This is a genomic window from Neorhizobium galegae bv. orientalis str. HAMBI 540 (genome assembly GCF_000731315.1).
In the GTDB taxonomy this organism is placed as follows: Bacteria; Pseudomonadota; Alphaproteobacteria; order Rhizobiales; family Rhizobiaceae; genus Neorhizobium; species Neorhizobium galegae.
The window spans coordinates 960,060-978,477 of record NZ_HG938354.1; the positions used below are offsets into that span (position 1 = coordinate 960,060).

Consider the following 18,418-nt stretch of genomic DNA (forward strand, 5'->3'; position numbering starts at 1 on the left):
CCGGGAACAACAGGATGCTATAGAATCGCCAACCGTCTGATGGAATTCAGGGCATGGCGGCTGGAAGTTCTGCACTTTCGCCCGACGTCAGCGAGAGCCATGTCCGCCGCAGAGCCCCTAGAAAAGCGAAACCGACTGCTAGCTCTGTTGCCGGAGAACGAGTTCCGAAGTGTCCGCAACGGTCTCGAACCGGTCGATCTGACAAGAGGCTTTATCATCGTCGAGGCGGACAGGCCCATCGACTATGCCTATTTCCTCTCCCGCGGCATAGGATCGGTCATCACGATCTCGTCGGACGGCCAGCGGGCCGAGGCCGGCATGTTTGGCCGGGAGGGTTTCTCACCAACCTCGGCCGGTGTCGGTGGCACGATCAGCGTGCACGAGGTGCTGATGCAGGTGGAGGGGCACGGCTTTCGCATGCCTCTGCAAGGCCTCACCAAGGCTCTCCCGGAGAACCCCATTTTTGCCAACCTGCTGGCTCGATTCATCCAGACATTTGCCTCGCAAATATCCTACACGGCCCTTTGCAACGTCACCTATCAGGTCGACGAACGTCTGGCGCGCTGGCTGCTGATGTGCCACGACCGTGTGGATGGGGACGAGATCGCCATCACACACGATTTCATCTCCCTGATGCTCGGGGTCCGCAGGCCCAGCGTCACTACCGCGTTGCATATCCTCGAAGGCCGGAAACTCATCCGTGCAGAACGCGGCCGTATCACCGTCCGAGACCGTAAGGGAATGGAGGAATTCGCGGGCAATGCCTATGGCAAGCCTGAAGAGGAATACCGTCGCCTTATCGGTGAGTTTTGAGCCCGGTCAGCGCTTGAGTTGACCTTCAATCACCTCGTGGAAAGAGATGATCAATCGCAGCGCGTCTGCTTCGTCGCGCACTTCCATGTGCTCGTTCAATATTATCAGCCCGCTTTTGATCTTGGCTGCCACCAACTCACGGACTGCCTTGACTGCATTGGTCCGAGCGTCATCGAGGCTGGCAAATTCGTCCCCTTCGTGATCGAGGACAGTCTGGCCACTCTGGCTGATATGGAAGAAGTAGCGTGTCATGCCGGTCCGTTCGGTGACTGCTTTGTCGTCTCGTACCGAACTTCGCCTGAAGTCGGTCTAATACGGTTACGCGTCAGAAAATGTCCCTCATCAAACGTCGATACTCCTCCTCCGGTCTGCCGTAGGCGTCATGCGCAAACTCTTCGAGAGCTGGCCGGTTCCGGATGGTGATGGTGCCTCTTTCGGACTTGATGAACCCGTTGCCTTCCAGCAAATGCAGAGAGGTCGTCACGCTTGGCCGCCGGACCGCCAGCATCAGCGAGATAAAATCATGGGTGAGGTTGATCTCGTTGCCGGGAACCCGGTCATGACACATCAATAACCAGCGCGCCAATCTTTCGGTGACCTCATGAATGGCGTTCGATACCGCCGTGTACGCCAGCTGGATCGCAAATGCCTCGCCTGAGCGCAGCATCACCTTGGAAAGACTTCTATTCCGGTCCATCCAGCCGCGGAACACAACATAGTCCATCCTGTACGCTTCCGCGTCCAGCTGGACGCCGACGTCATGCGCGTTGATTTCCACACCGGCGACGGCCGAGGTGGGAACGTAACCATCGAAACCGAACAGGCCTGCTTCGGCTCGGTGACCTTCAGGCGTCGTCGCGACGATCGAACCTATTCCGGCTGTGAGAAAATAGACATATTCGATGGGCTTTCCCATTACGCCCAGTGGGGTGCCTCTCGGAAGAACGACATGAACCAGGTCCGGCGCGATCATCTCGTAGTCGGCTGGAGGCAGCAAAGCCAGAAGCTTGTTCGGCATGGTTGCCTGAAGAGGAGTTGTCACGATGCGCTTCCGCTTCCCATCAGTCGGGGCAAGAGCACATGATAACCCTCAGTCGTCCGCGCCCTGTTCAGCTAGCGGACGATGGGCCAAACTTACTCCTTTGGTGCGTGCCGGGCAAGCTCGGTACGTTGACGTCCCGAGATCCCGAAACGCGGCCTTTTGGAAGGGTGGGATGCCATATCGGCAGCACATCCCTTTGTCCGCTACCGTACGGGAACGACATGTCCGACGATCGGATTATTCTGCGCAGGAGGGAGCTGTGAATGACTATCATCCCGAACCTGCCGGACCCGAATATGCAGGAAGACGGAAGTCCTCGGATAGATGACCTCGCCCCGGATGTCCACCGCATGGCGCGCCGATTTCTTCACTCCAAGAAGGGATCAGGAGATCTTGCCGAACGGGTCATCTTGCGAGCGAAATGCGAGCTTCCTCCAGGGCAAGACCACGGCGTTCTTAGGCTTCACGTGTTCAGGATAATGTGTGAAATATTCATCGCCGATGTTGCAGCGTCGCGAGGCCGGAAACCCTAATGTCTGACGCCGCTGTCGTATTGCCGAAGCAGTTCCTCGACGATCTCTTTGATATGCTTTGGCTTGGGACCAAGCACATAAGAACCTTTACACTCTGGTCCCTGCTGCTCCGTCACGACAAAAAGAAAAGGAACCGAAGCGGCCTCAAGCTGCTCCGATATCCGGAACATCGGATCGGCATCTTCGGTGGCATCGATCAGCACGCCATGGGCGGCATGCACAAGCCGCATTTCGAAAGCAGGCGGTAACACCGGTCCTTGCAACTCAATTCCTGCTCGTTCCCAGGCATCGCGAGTGCTGGAAGAAACAAGGTTCTTGTTGCCGATGACGATCATCGTGTACTGGCTCACCTGCTATCCCGCTTTACCTGTCGCCCTGTGCAACCCCGTTCCGCCGCAAACTGTGGGGAAGACAGGAAGTTCGCTGCACAGGCACACAATTTTCGCAGTTCCGCAATCGGCGTGCAGCGCGGCCTGACCGCGCGGAGATTTTAAATTTGGCCGCTTTGAATAATTTTGACCCATAGGCACGCCTTTCGGTCTGGAAAAGTCTCTGACGGATTTGAGATCGTGTGCCTCCGCAAAGTTTGAGTTGACGGCTTTCGATGGCGAGGCGACAGTTGCAACCGGCAGCAAGGCAGGAGAAAAAGGATGGACGAGACGGACCGCTGGCGCCACATGGCAAGCGCACCGAAGGATGGCAGTCGGATCCTGGTTACGATCCGCCCGTCCGAACAGGGGCCGGCAGAAGTTGACCTCGCCTATTGGTCGAATGGCGACCAGTTCGGTGGAGAAGGCTGGCGCGCTTCTGATTCCTCGCCCGGGCACATCATCGAATATGCCGAGCCGGAATTGAAGTGCTGGATGCCGATGCCCTCGGCCAACCTTAACCGGTTTTCGATGCCCTCCCCCTGGGAAGGCACCGACGGACAGCAGTTCGACGGGTCAGGGATCTAGAGATTTGGGGGAAAGCATGTCCCGTTAACCGGGCGCCTGATGTCTTGAGCGAAGGAAATCCATCAAGTCACTGGCAGGCTTGGACAAAGGGCGGCGGATTGACGCTATCTGCCGTACGTCGAAGCTCAATTCATCTCCGGCCAGATCGACCTTGACCAGCTCGCCGCGCTCGAGATCAGCCGCTACGCTTCGTTCCAGCGAACAGGCAATGCCGACACCGGCAACAACGAACTCGCGCAGGAACTGGTACTCGGTCGCCTGCGCCGCGACCTTCACGTGGCTGATACCCGCATTCGCCAGGAGCTTCGAGACACCGCGCCCAAACAACGAAGAGGGCGGAGGACCTACGAAGTCATAACGTGCCACGTCCTGCGGCTTGACGCGCTTGCGGTGGGCAAGGGGGTGGTTTGGCGAGGCGATGAGAACCAGCTTCTCCCGGCCAATGGTTTCAGCCCGGACGCCGCGAAGGTCTTCATTGCCCAGAAAGCAGCCGACGTCGGCCACGCCGTCGCGAACTTCGGAAAAGACATCCTCCTGTTTGCCGATCCTCAGAACGAGCTGGATATCCGGCCGCGCTATTGCGAAGCCCGTCAGATCTTTTCGCAGAACAAAATTGGCGAGGCTTCGCTGGCAAGATAGAATCACCTGCTGACCGGTCTCGCCTCGGATTTTCACGACATCTGCGCGCATGTCGTCGGCCTCGGCCAGGAATTCGCGCGCATGTTGCAGCACGCTTTGGCCGATCTCGGTCAGCAGCGGCTTGCGGCCCCGGCGCCGCACGAAAATCTGCCCACCGATTTCCTTCTCGATTGCCATGATATGGGCACTGACCGAGGGCTGTGCGATGCCGAAACGATCCGCGGCGGCCGCGAAGCTCCCCTCCTCGACCACTGCAACCAGGACTTCCATGCGCCGGAGCGTGATATTGAACATGGCGATAACCTATAGCCTATAGGCTATCAAACCTAAAGCCCCCGAACCCGTTGCTAGTTACCTTTCGAATGGATCAAATGCTGTTCGAGGATGAGGAATGACATGAACAATCTGACGCTTTAACGTCAGCCGGAGTGTTCCTGCCACCGCTGCCGAGGTCTCGGCCCAATCCGCAAAGATACAGCATTCCGCATGGGTTCCATGCGGACAGGAGGACGCATGAATATTGTCGGAATTGATATTGGCGGCACGTTTACCGATCTCGTCGGTTATGTCGACGGCAAGATCGTAACGTCGAAGACCTCGACCGTGCCGGCCGATCCGACCCAGGGCATCGCCCGCAGTCTCGAGCTTGCGAATTGCGATCCCAACCAGCTCAATGAAATTCTTCACGGCTCGACGATCGCCATCAATACGGTGCTGGAGCGCAAGGGCGCCCGCACCGCACTGATCACCACGAGCGGTTTCCGCGACGTCTATGCGATCGGTCGTTCGAACCGCATTCAGGCTTTCAACCTGTTTTTCAAACGTCCGCAGCCGCTGGTGCCGCGCAGCCTGACCTTCGAAATTCCGGAGCGTATCCTTGCTTCCGGCGACGTGTTGGAAGCGCTCGACGAAAAGGCGGTCGCCGCCGTCATCGCCGAGATCGAGGCCGCCGGTGTCGAATCCGTTGCCATCTGCCTGCTGCATTCCTGGGCCAATCCGGACCACGAGCGTCGCGTCGGCGACATGCTGCGCAAGGCGCTGCCGAATATCTTCGTGACGCTGTCGCACGAAATCTTACGCGAATACCGCGAATACGAGCGGTCCTCGACTACTGCGCTCAACGCCTTTGTCGGCCCCCGCGTCGAAGGTTACCTGAAGCGCCTCGAAACCTATCTCCGCTCCGGCGCCTTCGACGGCAAGATCCATATCATGCGGTCGAACGGCGGTGTGATGTCGATCGGCCAGGCACAGGAACAACCGGTCTCGATGATGGAATCCGGCCCGGTTGCCGGTATGATCGGCGCAGGGCGTCTCGCCAGGCTGCTCGGTCTCAAGCGCTGTATCGGTTTTGACATGGGTGGCACGACCGCCAAGTCGAGCCTGATCACCGATGGAGCGCCTGCGATCGAAACCGGTTACGTGATCGGCGAAGAAGCTGACGGCCAGCCGATGCAGTTGCCAGTTGTCAACATTGTCGAAGTCGGCGCCGGCGGCGGTTCGATCGCCTGGGTCGACAATGCGGGCGGTCTGCACGTGGGTCCCCAGAGCGTCGGCGCCGATCCTGGCCCCGCCTGTTATGGCAAGGGAGCGGACTTGCCGGTCGTCACCGACGCCGACCTGATCCTCGGCCGCATCAATCCGCAGCGGTTCCTGAACGGCGGCATGCCGCTCGACAGAGCGGCCTCCGAACAGGCAATGCTGAGCAAGGTGGGCAACACGCTGAAGCTCAACCCGGTTGAGGCGGCGCTCGGCGTCGCGAAGATCGCCGATAGCTCCATGTCGTTGTCGGTGCGCGCCGTCTCGATCAACAAGGGTATCGACCCGCGCGATACGGCGATGATCGCCTTCGGCGGCGCCGGTCCGCTGCATGCGATCGCGATTGCCCGCGAGATCTACATTCCGCTGGTGATCATCCCGAAACTGCCAGGCACGTTCTCGGCGCTCGGTATGCTCATGGCCTCCTGGCGGCAGGATTTCGTGCAGACTTTCATCGGCCGCGTCGGTGAACTTTCCGAGGCCGGCGTCGAGAAGGTCTATGCCGAACTCGTCGCCAGCGGCCGCGAGCAGATGAAGCGGGACGGCATCGCCGAGAACGACGCGGATCACCGCTTCTTTGCCGATCTGCGTTATGTCGGCCAGGAACATGCGATCTCGATCCCGATCGAGAACACCGGCATGCTGTCCGGCGATACCAGTGAGGTCCGCCACCGTTTCGATACCGAGCACGACCGCCGCTACAGCCAGTCGGCACCGACCGAGGCGCTGGAAATCGTCAGCCTGCGCCTGGTCCTGACCGCCGCCCGCACCGACAATGTTGCCGAGGAATGGCTGTCCCGCCCGTGGGAGCCGGAAGCGGAATCCGAGGTCAGCAGCCGCGATGTGGTGTTCGACGATCCGGCAAAGCCGCTCAAGACGGCGATCTACTGGCGCCCGGCGCTGCCGGCTGGCTTCAGGCTCACTGGCCCTGCCGTCATCGAGGAACCGAATTCCACCATCCTGATCCACCCCGGCGACGAAGTGGTCGTCCACGAGGCAGGCCATCTGCTGGTGACGCTCGCCAAGCAGAGCGAGGAATAAGAACATGACCCTCCAGAAAAACGATCCAATCACCGTTGAAGTCGTCCGCAATGCGATCGTCGCCTATGCCGACGAGATGGCCGAGGCGCTCTGCAAATCCGCCTACAACATGATGATCTACGAAGTCCGCGACTATTGCTGCGGCCTGATCGACACGACCGGCCGGATGATCTCGCAGAACCGCGGCGGCCTGCCGATCTTCCTCGCCGACCTCGGCATCGCTGTCGAGGACGGCATCAAGAAATACGGGCTGAAGGGTTTCGAAGAGGGCGACGTCCTCGTCATGAACCATGGCCATATTTGCGGCCAGCACCTGAACAACGTCGTCGTCTACGCGCCCTGCTTTCACGAGGGCGAACTGATCGGCTTTGCGGCCAACCGCGCCCACTGGGTGGATATCGGCGGCAGCCGCCAAGGTTTCGGGTCCAACGCGACGACCGACATCTACTCCGAAGGCCTGCAGATGCGGTCCCTGAAGATCTACAAGGCCGGCGAGCTCAATGACACGCTCTATCAGATCATCCAGGACAATATCCGTTATCCGGATGCCAGCCTCGGCGATCTGCGCGCCCAGGTCGCGTCCTGCCAGATCGGCGCCAAGCGTTATGCCGAACTGGTCGCCCGTTATGGCCGCGGCGTGGTGGAAAGCTGCGTCGAGACCATCTGGGACCAGACCGACAAGGCCGCCCGCCAGGTGATTGAACGCATTCCGGACGGCACCTATTCGGCCGAAAGCTTCCTCGACAATGACGGCCGCGATCTCGCGACGCCGCTTAGGATCGCCGTCAAGGTGATCGTGTCCGGCTCGACCATCACGGTCGATTTCCATGGCATGCACCCGCAGGTGAACGGCCCTTTGAATTCCGGCCGTTCGGGCGGCATCGCGGCCGCCCGTGTTGCCTTCAAGGCGCTGACCTCGCCGGAACTCGACGTCAACGAAGGCTGTTTCCGCGCGCTCAACGTCGACCTGCCGGACGGTACGATCCTCTCGGCCCGTCCGCCGGCCGCCCTCGGCCAGTGGAGCATCGCGCTGCCGACCGTGATCGACACGATCCTCAAGGCGTTGGCGCCGGCCGTGCCGGAGCTCATCCCGGCCGCCCATAAAGGTGACATGGGCGGATGCTCCTTCTTCGGCTTCTACGACGACGGTTCGCGCTTCCTGCTGATGAACATCTTTGGCGGTGGCTGGGGTGGTCGCCCGCATGAGGACGGCGAATCCGCAGCCGTCTCGGTCTGCCAGGGCGACGTGCGCAACACGCCGGTCGAGCTACAGGAGATCAAGTATCCGTTCATCGTCGAGAAGCACACCCTGCGGCCGGATTCCGGCGGCGCCGGCGAGCATCGTGGCGGCCTCGGCATCGAGCTCACCTATCGCTGCCTGCGCGCCTGCCGCGGCAACATCAATTTCGACCGCACCGTCACCCCACCCTGGGGTCTGCATGGCGGCCATACCGGCGAGGTCAGCGTTGCGATCATCGACCGTGCCGACGGTACTCAGCTGCGCGTCAACAAGGCCACTGACGTTCACTTCACGCCGGGCGACCGGATCACCTTCCTTACCGCCGGCGGCGGCGGTTACGGCGACCCCAGAAAGCGCTCGCGCACCGATCTGGACGAGGACATCGCCAATGGTCTGGTCTCCAGAGAAGCGGCTGTCCGCGACTACGGCCATGCCGAACCGCAGATGCCGCGTCGTATCGTAGTGAACGGCTGAGGACATGGCGATGATCGGCGAAATCCGCAAGAAACGGTTGATCGAGGCGATGCTGGAGGCGGGGCTCGACGGCCTCGTGCTCTACGGCAATGCCTGGCAGAACGACTACCTACGTTATGCCGCCGATTTCGGCATTCTCGAAGGCGAGGGTCTGGTCGTCGTCACCCGCGACGGCAATGTGACCCTCTATCTCGACGACGAGTTGGAGGGGGAACGCGCCGCGGTCGAATGTCCGGAGGTCAAGACCGTCGTTGCGGACGACCTGATCGGGACGGTGTCCGGTGTTATCGCCCGGCTCGGCAATAGCCGCATCGCCGCGGGGCCCAAGCGTCACCTGCCCTATGGGCTTGCCGCCCTGCGTGGCGATCTTCGTTTCGAAGACGCGACTGCGCTGGTCGACCGTCTGCTGATGGTGAAATCCGCCGACGAGCTGAATGCCGTGCGCAGCGCTGCGCGTCTGGCGGACGAAGGTTACGCGGTGTTCCGCAATGCCGCTGCTGTCGGCAAGAAGGACTACGAGTTGATTGCCGAGATCGAATCCTTCTTCCGCAACGAAGGCGTCGACGACAATTTCATGATCATCGGCGTCGGCGGTCCGGAAGTGCGCGGCATGGCGCCACCGCTCGGCAAGATCCTCAAGCCGGGTGATCTGGTGACGAGCGAACTCACCCCTTGCGTCAACGGCTATTACGTCCAGATCTGCCGCACGCTGGTCATCGGTGAGCCGAATGAGGCACAGCGCAAGGTCTTCCGAATCTACAATGATGCTCTCGAAGCTGGGCTTGCCGTCGTGAAGCCGGGCGTTACCGCGGCCGATATCGCCCGGGCGGAGAACGACATTTTTCGCGCCCATGGTTTGGGCGAATACGTGACCAGCGAATATACCCGCGTGCGCGGCCATGGCCTTGGCCTTTTCCCGGATACCAAGCCGCATATTCTCGAAGATGTGAACACGGTGATCGAGGAAGGCATGTCGATGATCGTGCACCCGAACACATATAATCCCGAGATCGGTTATTTCGTGCACGGCGACTCGCTGATCGTCCGCGCCGACGGTCCGGAAATCCTGACGAAGACGCCGCGCGAACTCTTTTCGGTCGGCGCCCGGAGGGCAGCGGCATGAGACACGGTCTGATCCTGTGGCGCGAGGACGAACTCTCCCTCGCCGACGTCACCGCCCGGCAAGTCCGCCTGCAGCAGGCGATCGCCACCGCCGGTCTCGATGGAATGCTGATTTACACCAATCATGTGCGCTCGGCCGGCGTTACCTGGGTTTCCGGTTTCACGCCTTACTGGTCGGATGGTCTCGTCCTGGTGCTGCGCGACGGCCTTCCGATCTTCCTGACGGCGCTGTCGAAGCGCGTCGGCGAGTGGGTCAAATCCGTCGCCCCGACTTTCGAAGTGGCCCACTCGCCCTTCCCCGGCAAGCTTGCCGGCGAACGCCTGGCCCAGCTTGGGGCGAAACGTCTCGGCGTGGTCGAATTCGACCGCATGCCCGGCGGCGTGGTCGATGAAATTCTCTCAGTCCTGCCGGTCGAACTCTCCGATGCGACGGAGCTTTTCACGGCGGTTCGCGGTCAGGCGGATCGCGCCGAACTCGATCTCGTGCGCCGCACGGACGATATCGCCCGCGAGGCATTCAAGGCGGGCGACATCAAGGGCAGATTTGCCGGAGATTTCACCGGCCCGGTCGAACGGGCCGTGCGGCTTGCCGGCGCCGAGGAATGTTACGTCGCCGTAGTGCCCGATCTTTCCCAGGATCTCCGTTTTATCCGCACCGGCAGGCAAGAACTCGGCCGCACTTTTGCGGTGCGCCTGTCGATCGCCTATAACGGCGTCTGGGTTCGCCGGATCGAAACATTCTCCGCCGTTTCCGAAATCGCCGCGCGCCTTACCTCCGTGAGCGCGGAGCTGGACAGGGTGTCTCCCGCTCTTCCCGCCGAGGGCTCGATTTCGGCATTCTATCTGCCTGACGGCGCCGAACTGATCGACTGGCATCTCGAGGCACCGCACGGCACCCGGCCGCTGAAGGTCGTGGCCGATGCGCAAACGCCGCTTGCCGCGCCGGTCCCCTACGGCATCCTGACAACGGCCTTCACGCTCGACGGCGAGACGATCGTCGCGTCGCGTCCGGTCGGGCTTGGCGATAGTTCAAGGCGGGAGGCCGCAGAATGAACGCACGCGATCTCGTTTCCATTCTTCTGACGACCGATGGCGGAGACCAGAAACTCCGCGATCTCGTCAACCTCCATACCGTCGACGCGCTGGCATGCCTGGCGGCCGGCGCCGGTGCGACCGAAGGCTCCTCACTCCTCGCCTTCTATCGCGAGACCGGTGCCGGCGACGCAGTCTCCTCTGCTGCGGGCGCGTCGGCGGTTATCCGTTTTACCGAATGGGACGCGATCCACGTGCCTTCCGGTGCGACGCCCGGTGCCATGGCGGTGCCGGCTGCGCTGATCTTCGCGCAGGACTATCAAGCCTATGTCAGGGCCGTTGCCGCTGGCCATGCCATCGGTTTGGCGCTGTCGGAAGCCGTCGGCGGCGTTTCGGCCTTGCCGGAAACCTGGCCGGGCCTGTTCGCAGCGCCAGCTGTCGCGGCTGTGAGCGCGGCGATTGCGCTTGGTCTTTCGGGCGAACAGGTTGCCCAGGCGCTGGTGCTGTCCATGGCCGGCAGTTCGGGACGCAGCGGTCGCCCTTCCGGCATGCCGTCGGCCCGCTGGCTGGTGATCGGCGAAGCCACATTGAAGGGTATCCGGGCGGCGCTTGCCGCGAAGGCCGGCATCAAGGGCGATCTCGAACTGCTGTCTCCAAGCTGGATGAAAGGACAAGCGGCGGCGGCGGTTGCCCTGGAGCCTAACCATGTCGATCCGCTGGCGATCACAGGGGTCGGCATGAAGCCCTTCGTCTCCGCCCGCCAGGGCGTCAATGCGATCCAGGCTTTCCGTCATCTGCTGGAGAAGGGTGTCGACCCCAATACCATCGACAGCATCGAAGTTTTTCTGCCACCGGTCGCGGCCCCCGTCGTCAGCCGGCTGCTTGTTGCCGAAGATCGTTTGTCGACCATCGCCCATCTCGGCCTGCAGCTCGGCATTGCCGCTTTCGAGCCCGCAAGGCTGATGGATGTCGACCGCTCTCGTCCCTTCAATGCGGAAGTCATGGCTTTTGCCAAGCGCGTGACGATCACGGCCGACGACACGCTCGCCGGCAAAGGTTGGCCGGCGCGGGTTGTCGTATGGGGAAAGGGACAGACACACGAGGCCGTCTGGCCGCAGACCTGCGGTGAGGACGCTCAGGTGATGCTCGACCGCAAGATCGACAGCCTTCCCGCGACCACGGTGCCGCAATTGCAGCGGCTGCAAGCCGCGCTTGCGGGTGCCGGCGCGCCGGCCGTTCAGGAGGCCCGCAGCCTCCTGCTGAAGTTTACGGACGCCTCTTTCCCGAGGAGCGAGGCGGCCTGAAGGGACACTGGAATTAACGAAAAGCAGATGCCGCAGGGAGTGTCGGCGTCACAAGGAGGAGAGAATGTTGAAATTTCTGAAAACTATGGCGACAGCGGCGGCTTTTGCCACGCTGTCCTTTCAGGCGGCGAGCGCCCAGGCGATCGAGAAGAAGGACATCACGATCGGCCTGCCGCTCAATACCTCAACCCTGTTGCCGATCTATGTTGCCGATGCACAGGGTTTCTTCAAGGAAGAGGGTATCAACGTCAAGATCGTCGCCTTCAAGGGCGGCACGGATCTAGTGCGCGGCATGGTCGCCGGCGCCGTGGATATCGGCGTTGGCGCCTTCTCGGAAGCGCTTGTCGGGGTCGAAACCGGCCAGGGCGTGAAGATCTTCTACGGCGGCTTCAACATGGCCGTCTTCGACTGGTATTCGGTGCCGTCGATCAAGACGCTCGAAGACGCCAAGGGCAAGCGTTTCGGTATCTCGACCTTCGGGTCGTCGACCGACTTCCTGACGCGTTATGCGCTGAAGACCAAGGGCATCGATCCAAAGAGCGAAGTGCAGATCGTCCAGGGCGGAGGCTCCGTGCCGCGTCTTGCTGCGATGGAAGCCGGCCAGCTGGAAGTCAATATCTTCGCGACGCCGGAAAAGTTCATGGCGGCCGATCGCGGCTTCAACCTGATCCTGCAACAGAAGTCGATCGCGCCGGATTTCCCGTTCCACTGCTTCTATGCGCGTGAGGATTTCATCAAGAACGATCCGAATGCCATCAAGGCCGTATTGCGCGGCTTTGCCAAGGCCGTCCGGTGGTCCAAGGCCCACAAGGAAGAGTCCGTCAAGCTCCTGGCCTCCAAGCTCGGCCTCGAGGAGACCTATCTCAACCGCGGTTATGACGACTTCATCGACGAGATCTTCGAAGACGGCCGTCTGGCGAGCGACGCGGGCATGAAGGCCTTCTGGGACGTCGGCATCATGAACGGCACCTATAAGCAGCCCATGCCGGTCGACAAGTATTGGGTCGGCACGTTCCACGATACCTACAACGAGTGGAAGCCGAAGTGAGCCTTCCATTTGCATGATAATATAACGAGAGCGGGCGGAGGCCCGCTCCAGGAGGAGAAAGCAGTGGCGCAGATTGAAATCCGCGATCTCGGGATCGATTATCGCAAACCGAAGAGCACCGAGGTGTTCTCTGCCGTCGACAGTGTCGCCTTGTCGGTCGAAAAGGGTGAATTCGTCACCATCGTCGGCTCCAGCGGTTGCGGCAAGAGCACACTGCTGATGGCGGTCGCGGGGCTCGTCGGCCTGGCGCGTGGTTCGATTGAGATCGATGGCAAGCGGGTTGATGGTCCGGGTCCCGACCGCGCGGTGGTGTTTCAGGAAGCCTCTCTTCTTCCGTGGCGTTCGGTCCGCGGCAACGTCAAGTTCGGGCTCGAAATGCAGCGCTGGAGCGGCGGCGACCTCAACGAGCGGGCCATGCAGATGATCCGCCTCGTCGGCCTCGGCCGCTTCTCCGACTATCATCCCCACCAGCTTTCCGGTGGCATGCGCCAGCGCGTCAACATCGCCCGGGCGCTTGCCGTCGATCCCGAAGTGCTGCTTATGGACGAGCCGTTCGGGGCGCTCGACGCCCAGACCCGCGAGATCATGGGCACCGAACTTTTGCGCATCTGGGAGCGCGCCAAGAAAACGGCTTTGTTCGTCACCCACGATATCGACGAAGCGATATTCCTTGCCGACAAGATCGTCGTCATGGGTCGCAACCCCGGTCATATCAAGGAAGTGATCAAGGTCGATCTGCCGCGCCCGCGCAATGAGGCAATCCTCGACAGCGACGACTTTCACGAATTGCGCAAGCGGCTGCGCGCCCATCTGGCGGAAGACATGTCCAGCATGCAGCTGGTGCAGGAGGTCGCATGAGATCGGCAGAGATAACCGCTGGACCGGCGGAAACGCGACCGCTTTCCCTTTCCTTCCTGCGTCCGTCCCGCTCGGCGATCATCGGGACGCTTGCCGTCCTTGCATTTCTTGTGCTGTGGCAGATCGCGCCGACCATGGGCTGGGTGAATGGCCGTTTCACCAGCCGCCCGACGGAGGTTTTCTTCGCAGCGATAGACATCTTCAAGAACGATAATTTCCTCTATCACGCCCGCATCAGCCTGACGGAATTCGTCGCCGGTTTCGCGCTGGCGATCGTGGTGTCCATTCCGCTCGGGGTGCTGCTCGGCACGTCGAAGATCGCCCGCTACTTGATCGATCCGCCGCTGATGGCGCTCTACATCGCCCCAACGCTGGTGCTGCTGCCGATCATGGTGATCTGGCTCGGCATCGACATGGCGCCGAAGATTGCGGTCGTTTTCTTAGGGGCGGTTTTCCCGATCGTCCTCAACACCATGGCCGGCATGAGCGAAGCCGATCCACGGTTCATCCGGATGGCGCGTTCCTTCGGGGCGACCAGGTTCGATATTTTTACCCGCGTCCTGGTGCCCGGTTCGCTGCCGGCGCTGCTGACCGGTCTCAGGCTTGCCGTCGGCCGCGCCGTGCTTGGCGTCATCGTCGGCGAGCTGTTCGTGTCGCAGGCCGGCATCGGCTACCAGCTCAATCTCTATGGTTCCGCCATGCGTATCGACCGCCTGCTCGTCTATGCACTGATCGTCAGCGCCTTCGGCTACACGCTGACCGTCATCGTCCGCTCCGTGGAGAACAAGGTCCGCGACTGGAGGTCGAAATGATCGCCGAACTTTTCTATCGCCGCCAGGCGCTGGTGCTCGGCACGCTGTCGATGATCGGCATCGTGGTTTTCTGGCAGATCGCCGTCGACACCGGTTTCATCAATCCGTTCTTCATCTCGACCCCGAGCCAGGTCGCCGTGGAATTCATGGCTCAGTTCGAAGATGGTTCGGTCGCCACCAATGTGGCGGCGACGCTTTATTGCTTCGTCTGGTCGCTGGGTCTTGCCGCCGTGGTCGGTATTGTCCTCGGCATGCTGGCCGGCTGGTTTGCGGATGTGGAATCGGCGCTCGAACCGTTCATCTGGTTCAAATATTCGGCGCCCACCGTCGCCTTCTACCCGCTGTTCGTCGCCTGGCTCGGATACGGCCGGCCGACGATCATCGCGATCGCCTTCCTTTTCGCGCTGACGCCGATTTATGCCAACACCCTGTCCGGCATCAAGAATACCGATCGCGACCTTGCCCGCGCGGCGCGCTCCTTCGGAGCCAGGCCGCTCGACATTTTCCTGCGCGTCGCGCTGCCGGGATCCGTGCCGGTGATGATGGCCGGCCTTCGCCTCGGCGTCGGCCGGGCGCTGACCGGTGTCGTGGTCGCCGAACTCTTCGGCGCCAATGCCGGTCTTGGCTACGCCATCACCTATTACGGCCAGCTGATGCAGACGACCAAGATGATGGTGTCGATCGTCATCGTCGTCGTGCTTGGTGTGCTGCTGACCCAGATCCTGTCGTTCCTGGAAACCAGGACCGATTCCTGGCGCGTCGATAGCAACCGCTAAAACTTCGAGGTTAGTCTTATGAAGATCATCGATTCCCATTTCCACTGGTGGCCGCGGTCGATTTTCGAACCGCTTCTGAAGCGCGAAGGCTTTCCGAAGGCGGTGGTCAATGCGCGCGGCGGCTATACCTACCACGGCGCCAATGGGCGCCGCGGCACGGTGGCGAGCTGGAAGGAATGGTTCGATCTCGACGAGCAGCTCGCCTATATGGACAGTCTCGGCCATGACATTTCGGTGGTCTGCTCGATCGGCCCGCTGTCGATCTACTTCTCGGAACTGCCGGTCGAGGAGGGCCGCGACGCTGCACTTGCCTGGAACGAGGAAATGGCCTGGGCGCAGCGGCGTTATCCCGACCGCGTCTGGGCCTCGGCGGCGATTCCGCTGGTCGACACGCGAGTTGCGATCGAAGTGCTCGACGATGCGGTCAATCGGCTTGGTCTGATGGGGGTCAACCTGCCCGGCAGCGTCGGCAAGGACGGCATGATCGACGACGTCCGGCTGGAGCCTTTCTACGAGCGGGTCGCGGAACTTGGCCTGCCGATGTTCCTGCATCCGACAGATGCGGTTTTTGCCGACGTGATGCAGGGTTATAACGATGCCCTGCACCTGAGCCTCGGCCGCGTGGTCGAAGTGAGCGCGGCCGCGTCGCGGCTTATCCTTTCCGGCATGATGGAGCGTCATCCGGGCCTCAAGATCGTCATGTCGCATACGGGCGGCGCGCTGCCATACCAGTCCGGCCGCATGGACAAAAATTCCAAGACCGCGGGCCTGACCAAGCCGGTCAGCCACTATCTCCACCAGATGTTCACCGATACGGTTTCGCCGCATTCCGCCGGCCAGAAGTTCGCGATCGAATATTTCGGCGCCGATAACGTCATGTACGGTACGGACTATCCCTGCTGGGATCCGGCTGTATGCCTGAAGCTTCTCGACGAGATCGAGATGAGCGCCGCCACCAAGCAGAAGATCTTCCATGATAATGCGGTGCGCATTCTCGGCCTCAAACCGCCCGAGGCTGCCGCTGCCTAGGCGCTTGATCCTTATCCAAACAACATCTTCAAGTGATCGTTCAGGAACCGGCCTTTCGGATCCAAATCCCGTCTGAGCGCTCGGAATTCCTTGGCGCGAGGGTAAAGCCTTGTGACGTCGTCGGTGTCGAGGAAATGCATCTTGCCCCAATGCGGGCGAGAATTGTACCTGCCAAGAATTTGGTCGACGTCCTTCAGGAAGGGCCAATAGTCGATACCCGGACCACCCGACACCGACAGGGTGATACTGTCCTGGTGATGAAAGGGGCTCATCCAGGCCGGATCGCCCGCGGTAAACCGGTATTCGATAGGATAGATGCAGTTGGTATGTTTGTTGAGCATCAGATCCCGGACAGCCCTCACCGCGGCCTTGCCGTGCTCCAGCGGAACCGCGTATTCCAGCTCGACGAAATTCGGCACGTATTCGATGGGATAAACTTCCGAACTATAGGCAATTTTCTCGAATTCGCCTTCCATCGGTGCTGCGTCGGTGATGTCCATGACCTTCATCTCGCAGACATCGGCCAGCTTGTTGGTACTCGACACCGCAGACGTGTCGGTAAGACAATAGAGATGGCGGCTTTCCGGCGTCGGGCACCAGAAGAAACCGAAATGGCGGTGTTGGGAGGCCAGCTCGTCATGACGTTCCATACAGGTCTCGAAATCGTCCCGCCAGAGACGTTCGTGCAAATTATAGGCGTCCGTGACGTTGAGCGTCAGCGAGGAGATAACGCCGAGCGTTCCAACCGAAACCTGGGCCGCATGTAGCCTGTCCCTGTCGCGACCGTCGATATCGAGAATGTCTCCGGTGGCCGTGACGATACGCATGCCGGCAATCGACGAGGCCAGGTTTCCGAGCTTGATCCCGGTACCGTGGGTTCCGGTCGTAAACGCGCCGGCGACAGCCTGGCTGTCGATATCGCCCTGGTTGACCAGCGAAAGACCGTGTTCTTTCAGCGTCCGGCCGACTTCGTTGATGCGTGTTCCGCCTGCCACCGTGATCTGCTTTCGCTCGCGGTCGATATTCTGCACGCCGCGCAGGTTTGCGAGCGACAGCAGCAGGCCATTGGTGCCGACGACGGGCGTGAAGGAATGTCCCGAGCCCGACACACGCACCGCCAGGTCACGCCGATCGGCTTCGTGGACAAGCTCCGCCACTTCGGCTTCCGTTTCCGGTGATGCCTTGAATTGTGAAACGCAATATTGATTGCCGACCCAGTTGCGCCACAGGCCGCCTTTTTCCAAAGCCATGTCTCCCCCTCTCCTCACATCGCTGTAAAACAATTATCGACAAACAGATGGGTGCCGCTGACGAAGCTGGCATCGTCGCTTGCAAGGTAGAGAGCCGCCTTGGCCACCTCGTCCGGCCGACACATCCTGCCTTGCTGGGCCGCGATCGCTGCATCCGAGACGTCCACCCCGTAACGGGTCAGTTCCTCGACCTCTTTCTGACCATGCGGCGTCTTGATGAAGCCCGGGCACACGGCGTTGCAGCGGATGTTGCGGTCGCGAAACTCGACCGCGATCGCCCGGGCAAACATGTGGCAGGCGCCCTTGGTCGTATCATAGAGAACTTCCATCGGTGTCGCGGCGACCGCCGAGATCGACGACGTGCAGACGATGGACCCGCCACCCGCCTTGATCATGTGCGGCAGGACCGCACGGGTCATCAGGAACATGCTGCGGACATTGATGGCCATCAGCCGATCCCAGTCCTCTACCGAGGTTTCGAGGAACGGCCGGATGATGATCGTTCCGGCATGATTGAACAGCACCGTGATCGGTCCGAGTTCGCCGGAAATCGCGTCTACCGCCTGTTTCACCTGCAGTTCGTCGGAAACGTCGGCGGGTGCAAAGGCAACCTTCATACCCTCTTCACGCAGGCGAGCGGCGACAGCCGCCCCCTGGCTATGCGGGAGATCCACGATCCCGACCGCAGCACCTTCCCGGGCAAAAAGCTCGGTCGCGGCAAGTCCGCATCCGCCCGCGCCGCCACTGATGAGCGCGACCTTACCGTCCAGACGACCAGCCATTCATCCTCCAACCATTATTGATAACCGCCGATCAGTAGCTGGATAGGGCTCTTTCGCGCCTCTTGTTCTCCGGCTGATGAAGGATGGCCATGCTTCTGCTCGATGGCAGCAAATTGGCCTATTTTTACGCC

Annotated in this window: 18 protein-coding genes; 12 read left to right on the plus strand and 6 right to left on the minus strand. The window is 61.1% G+C overall.

All coding sequences use genetic code 11. The annotated features are described in order from the left end of the window. Nucleotides 1–99 precede the first annotated feature (99 nt). Nucleotides 100–813: a Crp/Fnr family transcriptional regulator gene (locus RG540_RS27080; protein ID WP_041365117.1), complete on the plus strand. Its 714-nt coding sequence runs from the start codon at nt 100–102 to the stop codon at nt 811–813. Nucleotides 814–819: 6 nt separating this feature from the next. Here the strand turns inward: RG540_RS27080 and RG540_RS27085 are convergent, their stop codons facing one another. From RG540_RS27085 to RG540_RS32585, 3 genes are all read right to left on the minus strand, one after another. Then, a complete protein-coding gene (locus RG540_RS27085) occupies nt 820–1,065 on the minus strand; it encodes a DUF6894 family protein (RefSeq protein WP_051909834.1) in 246 nt (81 codons plus the stop codon). Between the two features lie 73 nt (nt 1,066–1,138). Continuing rightward, nucleotides 1,139–1,855 (minus strand): Crp/Fnr family transcriptional regulator, encoded by a 717-nt coding sequence (locus tag RG540_RS27090; RefSeq protein WP_157884697.1) that lies wholly within the window; start codon nt 1,853–1,855, stop codon nt 1,139–1,141. Between the two features lie 529 nt (nt 1,856–2,384). Beyond that, on the minus strand, nt 2,385–2,738 hold the full coding sequence (locus RG540_RS32585; protein ID WP_157884698.1) for a hypothetical protein: 354 nt from the start codon (nt 2,736–2,738) through the stop codon (nt 2,385–2,387). Between the two features lie 300 nt (nt 2,739–3,038). On the opposite strand from RG540_RS32585, the gene RG540_RS27105 reads away from it, so the two are divergent. Next, complete coding sequence (locus RG540_RS27105; RefSeq protein ID WP_040125076.1) at nt 3,039–3,344, plus strand: hypothetical protein; 306 nt, start codon at nt 3,039–3,041, stop codon at nt 3,342–3,344. Between the two features lie 24 nt (nt 3,345–3,368). On the opposite strand, the gene RG540_RS27110 is transcribed toward RG540_RS27105, so the two are convergent. Continuing rightward, entirely contained in the window at nt 3,369–4,277 is a 909-nt protein-coding gene (locus RG540_RS27110) for a LysR family transcriptional regulator (protein WP_041365125.1), read from the minus strand. Nucleotides 4,278–4,496: 219 nt separating this feature from the next. Between RG540_RS27110 and RG540_RS27115 the strand changes: the two genes are divergently transcribed. The 10 genes from RG540_RS27115 (at nt 4,497) to RG540_RS27160 (ending at nt 16,255) form a co-directional block, all read left to right on the plus strand. Continuing rightward, entirely contained in the window at nt 4,497–6,560 is a 2,064-nt protein-coding gene (locus RG540_RS27115) for a hydantoinase/oxoprolinase family protein (RefSeq protein WP_051909836.1), read from the plus strand. A gap of 4 nt (nt 6,561–6,564) precedes the next feature. Next, nucleotides 6,565–8,274, plus strand: coding sequence for a hydantoinase B/oxoprolinase family protein (locus tag RG540_RS27120; protein ID WP_051909838.1), 1,710 nt, complete (start codon nt 6,565–6,567; stop codon nt 8,272–8,274). A gap of 10 nt (nt 8,275–8,284) precedes the next feature. Further along, nucleotides 8,285–9,397, plus strand: coding sequence for a M24 family metallopeptidase (locus RG540_RS27125; protein ID WP_162182826.1), 1,113 nt, complete (start codon nt 8,285–8,287; stop codon nt 9,395–9,397). Next, a complete protein-coding gene (locus RG540_RS27130; RefSeq protein ID WP_041365130.1) occupies nt 9,394–10,449 on the plus strand; it encodes an aminopeptidase P family N-terminal domain-containing protein in 1,056 nt (351 codons plus the stop codon). Before RG540_RS27125 ends, RG540_RS27130 begins: the two co-directional genes overlap by 4 nt. Continuing rightward, nucleotides 10,446–11,732, plus strand: coding sequence for an MmgE/PrpD family protein (locus tag RG540_RS27135; RefSeq protein ID WP_041365131.1), 1,287 nt, complete (start codon nt 10,446–10,448; stop codon nt 11,730–11,732). Before RG540_RS27130 ends, RG540_RS27135 begins: the two co-directional genes overlap by 4 nt. Before the next feature lie 64 nt (nt 11,733–11,796). Then, on the plus strand, nt 11,797–12,780 hold the full coding sequence (locus RG540_RS27140) for an ABC transporter substrate-binding protein (protein ID WP_041365132.1): 984 nt from the start codon (nt 11,797–11,799) through the stop codon (nt 12,778–12,780). A gap of 63 nt (nt 12,781–12,843) precedes the next feature. Continuing rightward, entirely contained in the window at nt 12,844–13,638 is a 795-nt protein-coding gene (locus tag RG540_RS27145; RefSeq protein WP_041365134.1) for an ABC transporter ATP-binding protein, read from the plus strand. Further along, nucleotides 13,635–14,450, plus strand: a complete 816-nt coding sequence (locus RG540_RS27150; RefSeq protein ID WP_041365137.1) for an ABC transporter permease — start codon at nt 13,635–13,637, stop codon at nt 14,448–14,450. Before RG540_RS27145 ends, RG540_RS27150 begins: the two co-directional genes overlap by 4 nt. After that, nucleotides 14,447–15,226: an ABC transporter permease gene (locus tag RG540_RS27155; protein ID WP_041365139.1), complete on the plus strand. Its 780-nt coding sequence runs from the start codon at nt 14,447–14,449 to the stop codon at nt 15,224–15,226. The genes RG540_RS27150 and RG540_RS27155 overlap by 4 nt, the downstream gene beginning before the upstream one ends. An 18-nt stretch (nt 15,227–15,244) precedes the next feature. Then, a complete protein-coding gene (locus RG540_RS27160; RefSeq protein ID WP_041365140.1) occupies nt 15,245–16,255 on the plus strand; it encodes an amidohydrolase family protein in 1,011 nt (336 codons plus the stop codon). A gap of 11 nt (nt 16,256–16,266) precedes the next feature. On the opposite strand, the gene RG540_RS27165 is transcribed toward RG540_RS27160, so the two are convergent. Then, nucleotides 16,267–17,505: a D-arabinono-1,4-lactone oxidase gene (locus RG540_RS27165; RefSeq protein ID WP_041365142.1), complete on the minus strand. Its 1,239-nt coding sequence runs from the start codon at nt 17,503–17,505 to the stop codon at nt 16,267–16,269. A gap of 14 nt (nt 17,506–17,519) precedes the next feature. Then, nucleotides 17,520–18,287: an SDR family NAD(P)-dependent oxidoreductase gene (locus RG540_RS27170; RefSeq protein ID WP_041365144.1), complete on the minus strand. Its 768-nt coding sequence runs from the start codon at nt 18,285–18,287 to the stop codon at nt 17,520–17,522. Between the last annotated feature and the right edge of the window lie 131 nt (nt 18,288–18,418).

Excerpts from the sequence above, each read along its gene's own strand:
- RG540_RS27080 (WP_041365117.1), top strand. The coding sequence starts at position 100 with ATGTCCGCCGCAGAGCCCCTAGAAAAGCGAAACCGACTGCTAGCTCTG.
- RG540_RS27085 (WP_051909834.1), bottom strand. The coding sequence starts at position 1,065 with ATGACACGCTACTTCTTCCATATCAGCCAGAGTGGCCAGACTGTCCTC.
- RG540_RS27105 (WP_040125076.1), top strand. The coding sequence starts at position 3,039 with ATGGACGAGACGGACCGCTGGCGCCACATGGCAAGCGCACCGAAGGAT.
- RG540_RS27110 (WP_041365125.1), bottom strand. The coding sequence starts at position 4,277 with ATGTTCAATATCACGCTCCGGCGCATGGAAGTCCTGGTTGCAGTGGTC.
- RG540_RS27115 (WP_051909836.1), top strand. The coding sequence starts at position 4,497 with ATGAATATTGTCGGAATTGATATTGGCGGCACGTTTACCGATCTCGTC.
- RG540_RS27120 (WP_051909838.1), top strand. The coding sequence starts at position 6,565 with ATGACCCTCCAGAAAAACGATCCAATCACCGTTGAAGTCGTCCGCAAT.
- RG540_RS27125 (WP_162182826.1), top strand. The coding sequence starts at position 8,285 with ATGATCGGCGAAATCCGCAAGAAACGGTTGATCGAGGCGATGCTGGAG.
- RG540_RS27130 (WP_041365130.1), top strand. The coding sequence starts at position 9,394 with ATGAGACACGGTCTGATCCTGTGGCGCGAGGACGAACTCTCCCTCGCC.
- RG540_RS27135 (WP_041365131.1), top strand. The coding sequence starts at position 10,446 with ATGAACGCACGCGATCTCGTTTCCATTCTTCTGACGACCGATGGCGGA.
- RG540_RS27140 (WP_041365132.1), top strand. The coding sequence starts at position 11,797 with ATGTTGAAATTTCTGAAAACTATGGCGACAGCGGCGGCTTTTGCCACG.
- RG540_RS27150 (WP_041365137.1), top strand. The coding sequence starts at position 13,635 with ATGAGATCGGCAGAGATAACCGCTGGACCGGCGGAAACGCGACCGCTT.
- RG540_RS27155 (WP_041365139.1), top strand. The coding sequence starts at position 14,447 with ATGATCGCCGAACTTTTCTATCGCCGCCAGGCGCTGGTGCTCGGCACG.
- RG540_RS27160 (WP_041365140.1), top strand. The coding sequence starts at position 15,245 with ATGAAGATCATCGATTCCCATTTCCACTGGTGGCCGCGGTCGATTTTC.
- RG540_RS27165 (WP_041365142.1), bottom strand. The coding sequence starts at position 17,505 with ATGGCTTTGGAAAAAGGCGGCCTGTGGCGCAACTGGGTCGGCAATCAA.
- RG540_RS27170 (WP_041365144.1), bottom strand. The coding sequence starts at position 18,287 with ATGGCTGGTCGTCTGGACGGTAAGGTCGCGCTCATCAGTGGCGGCGCG.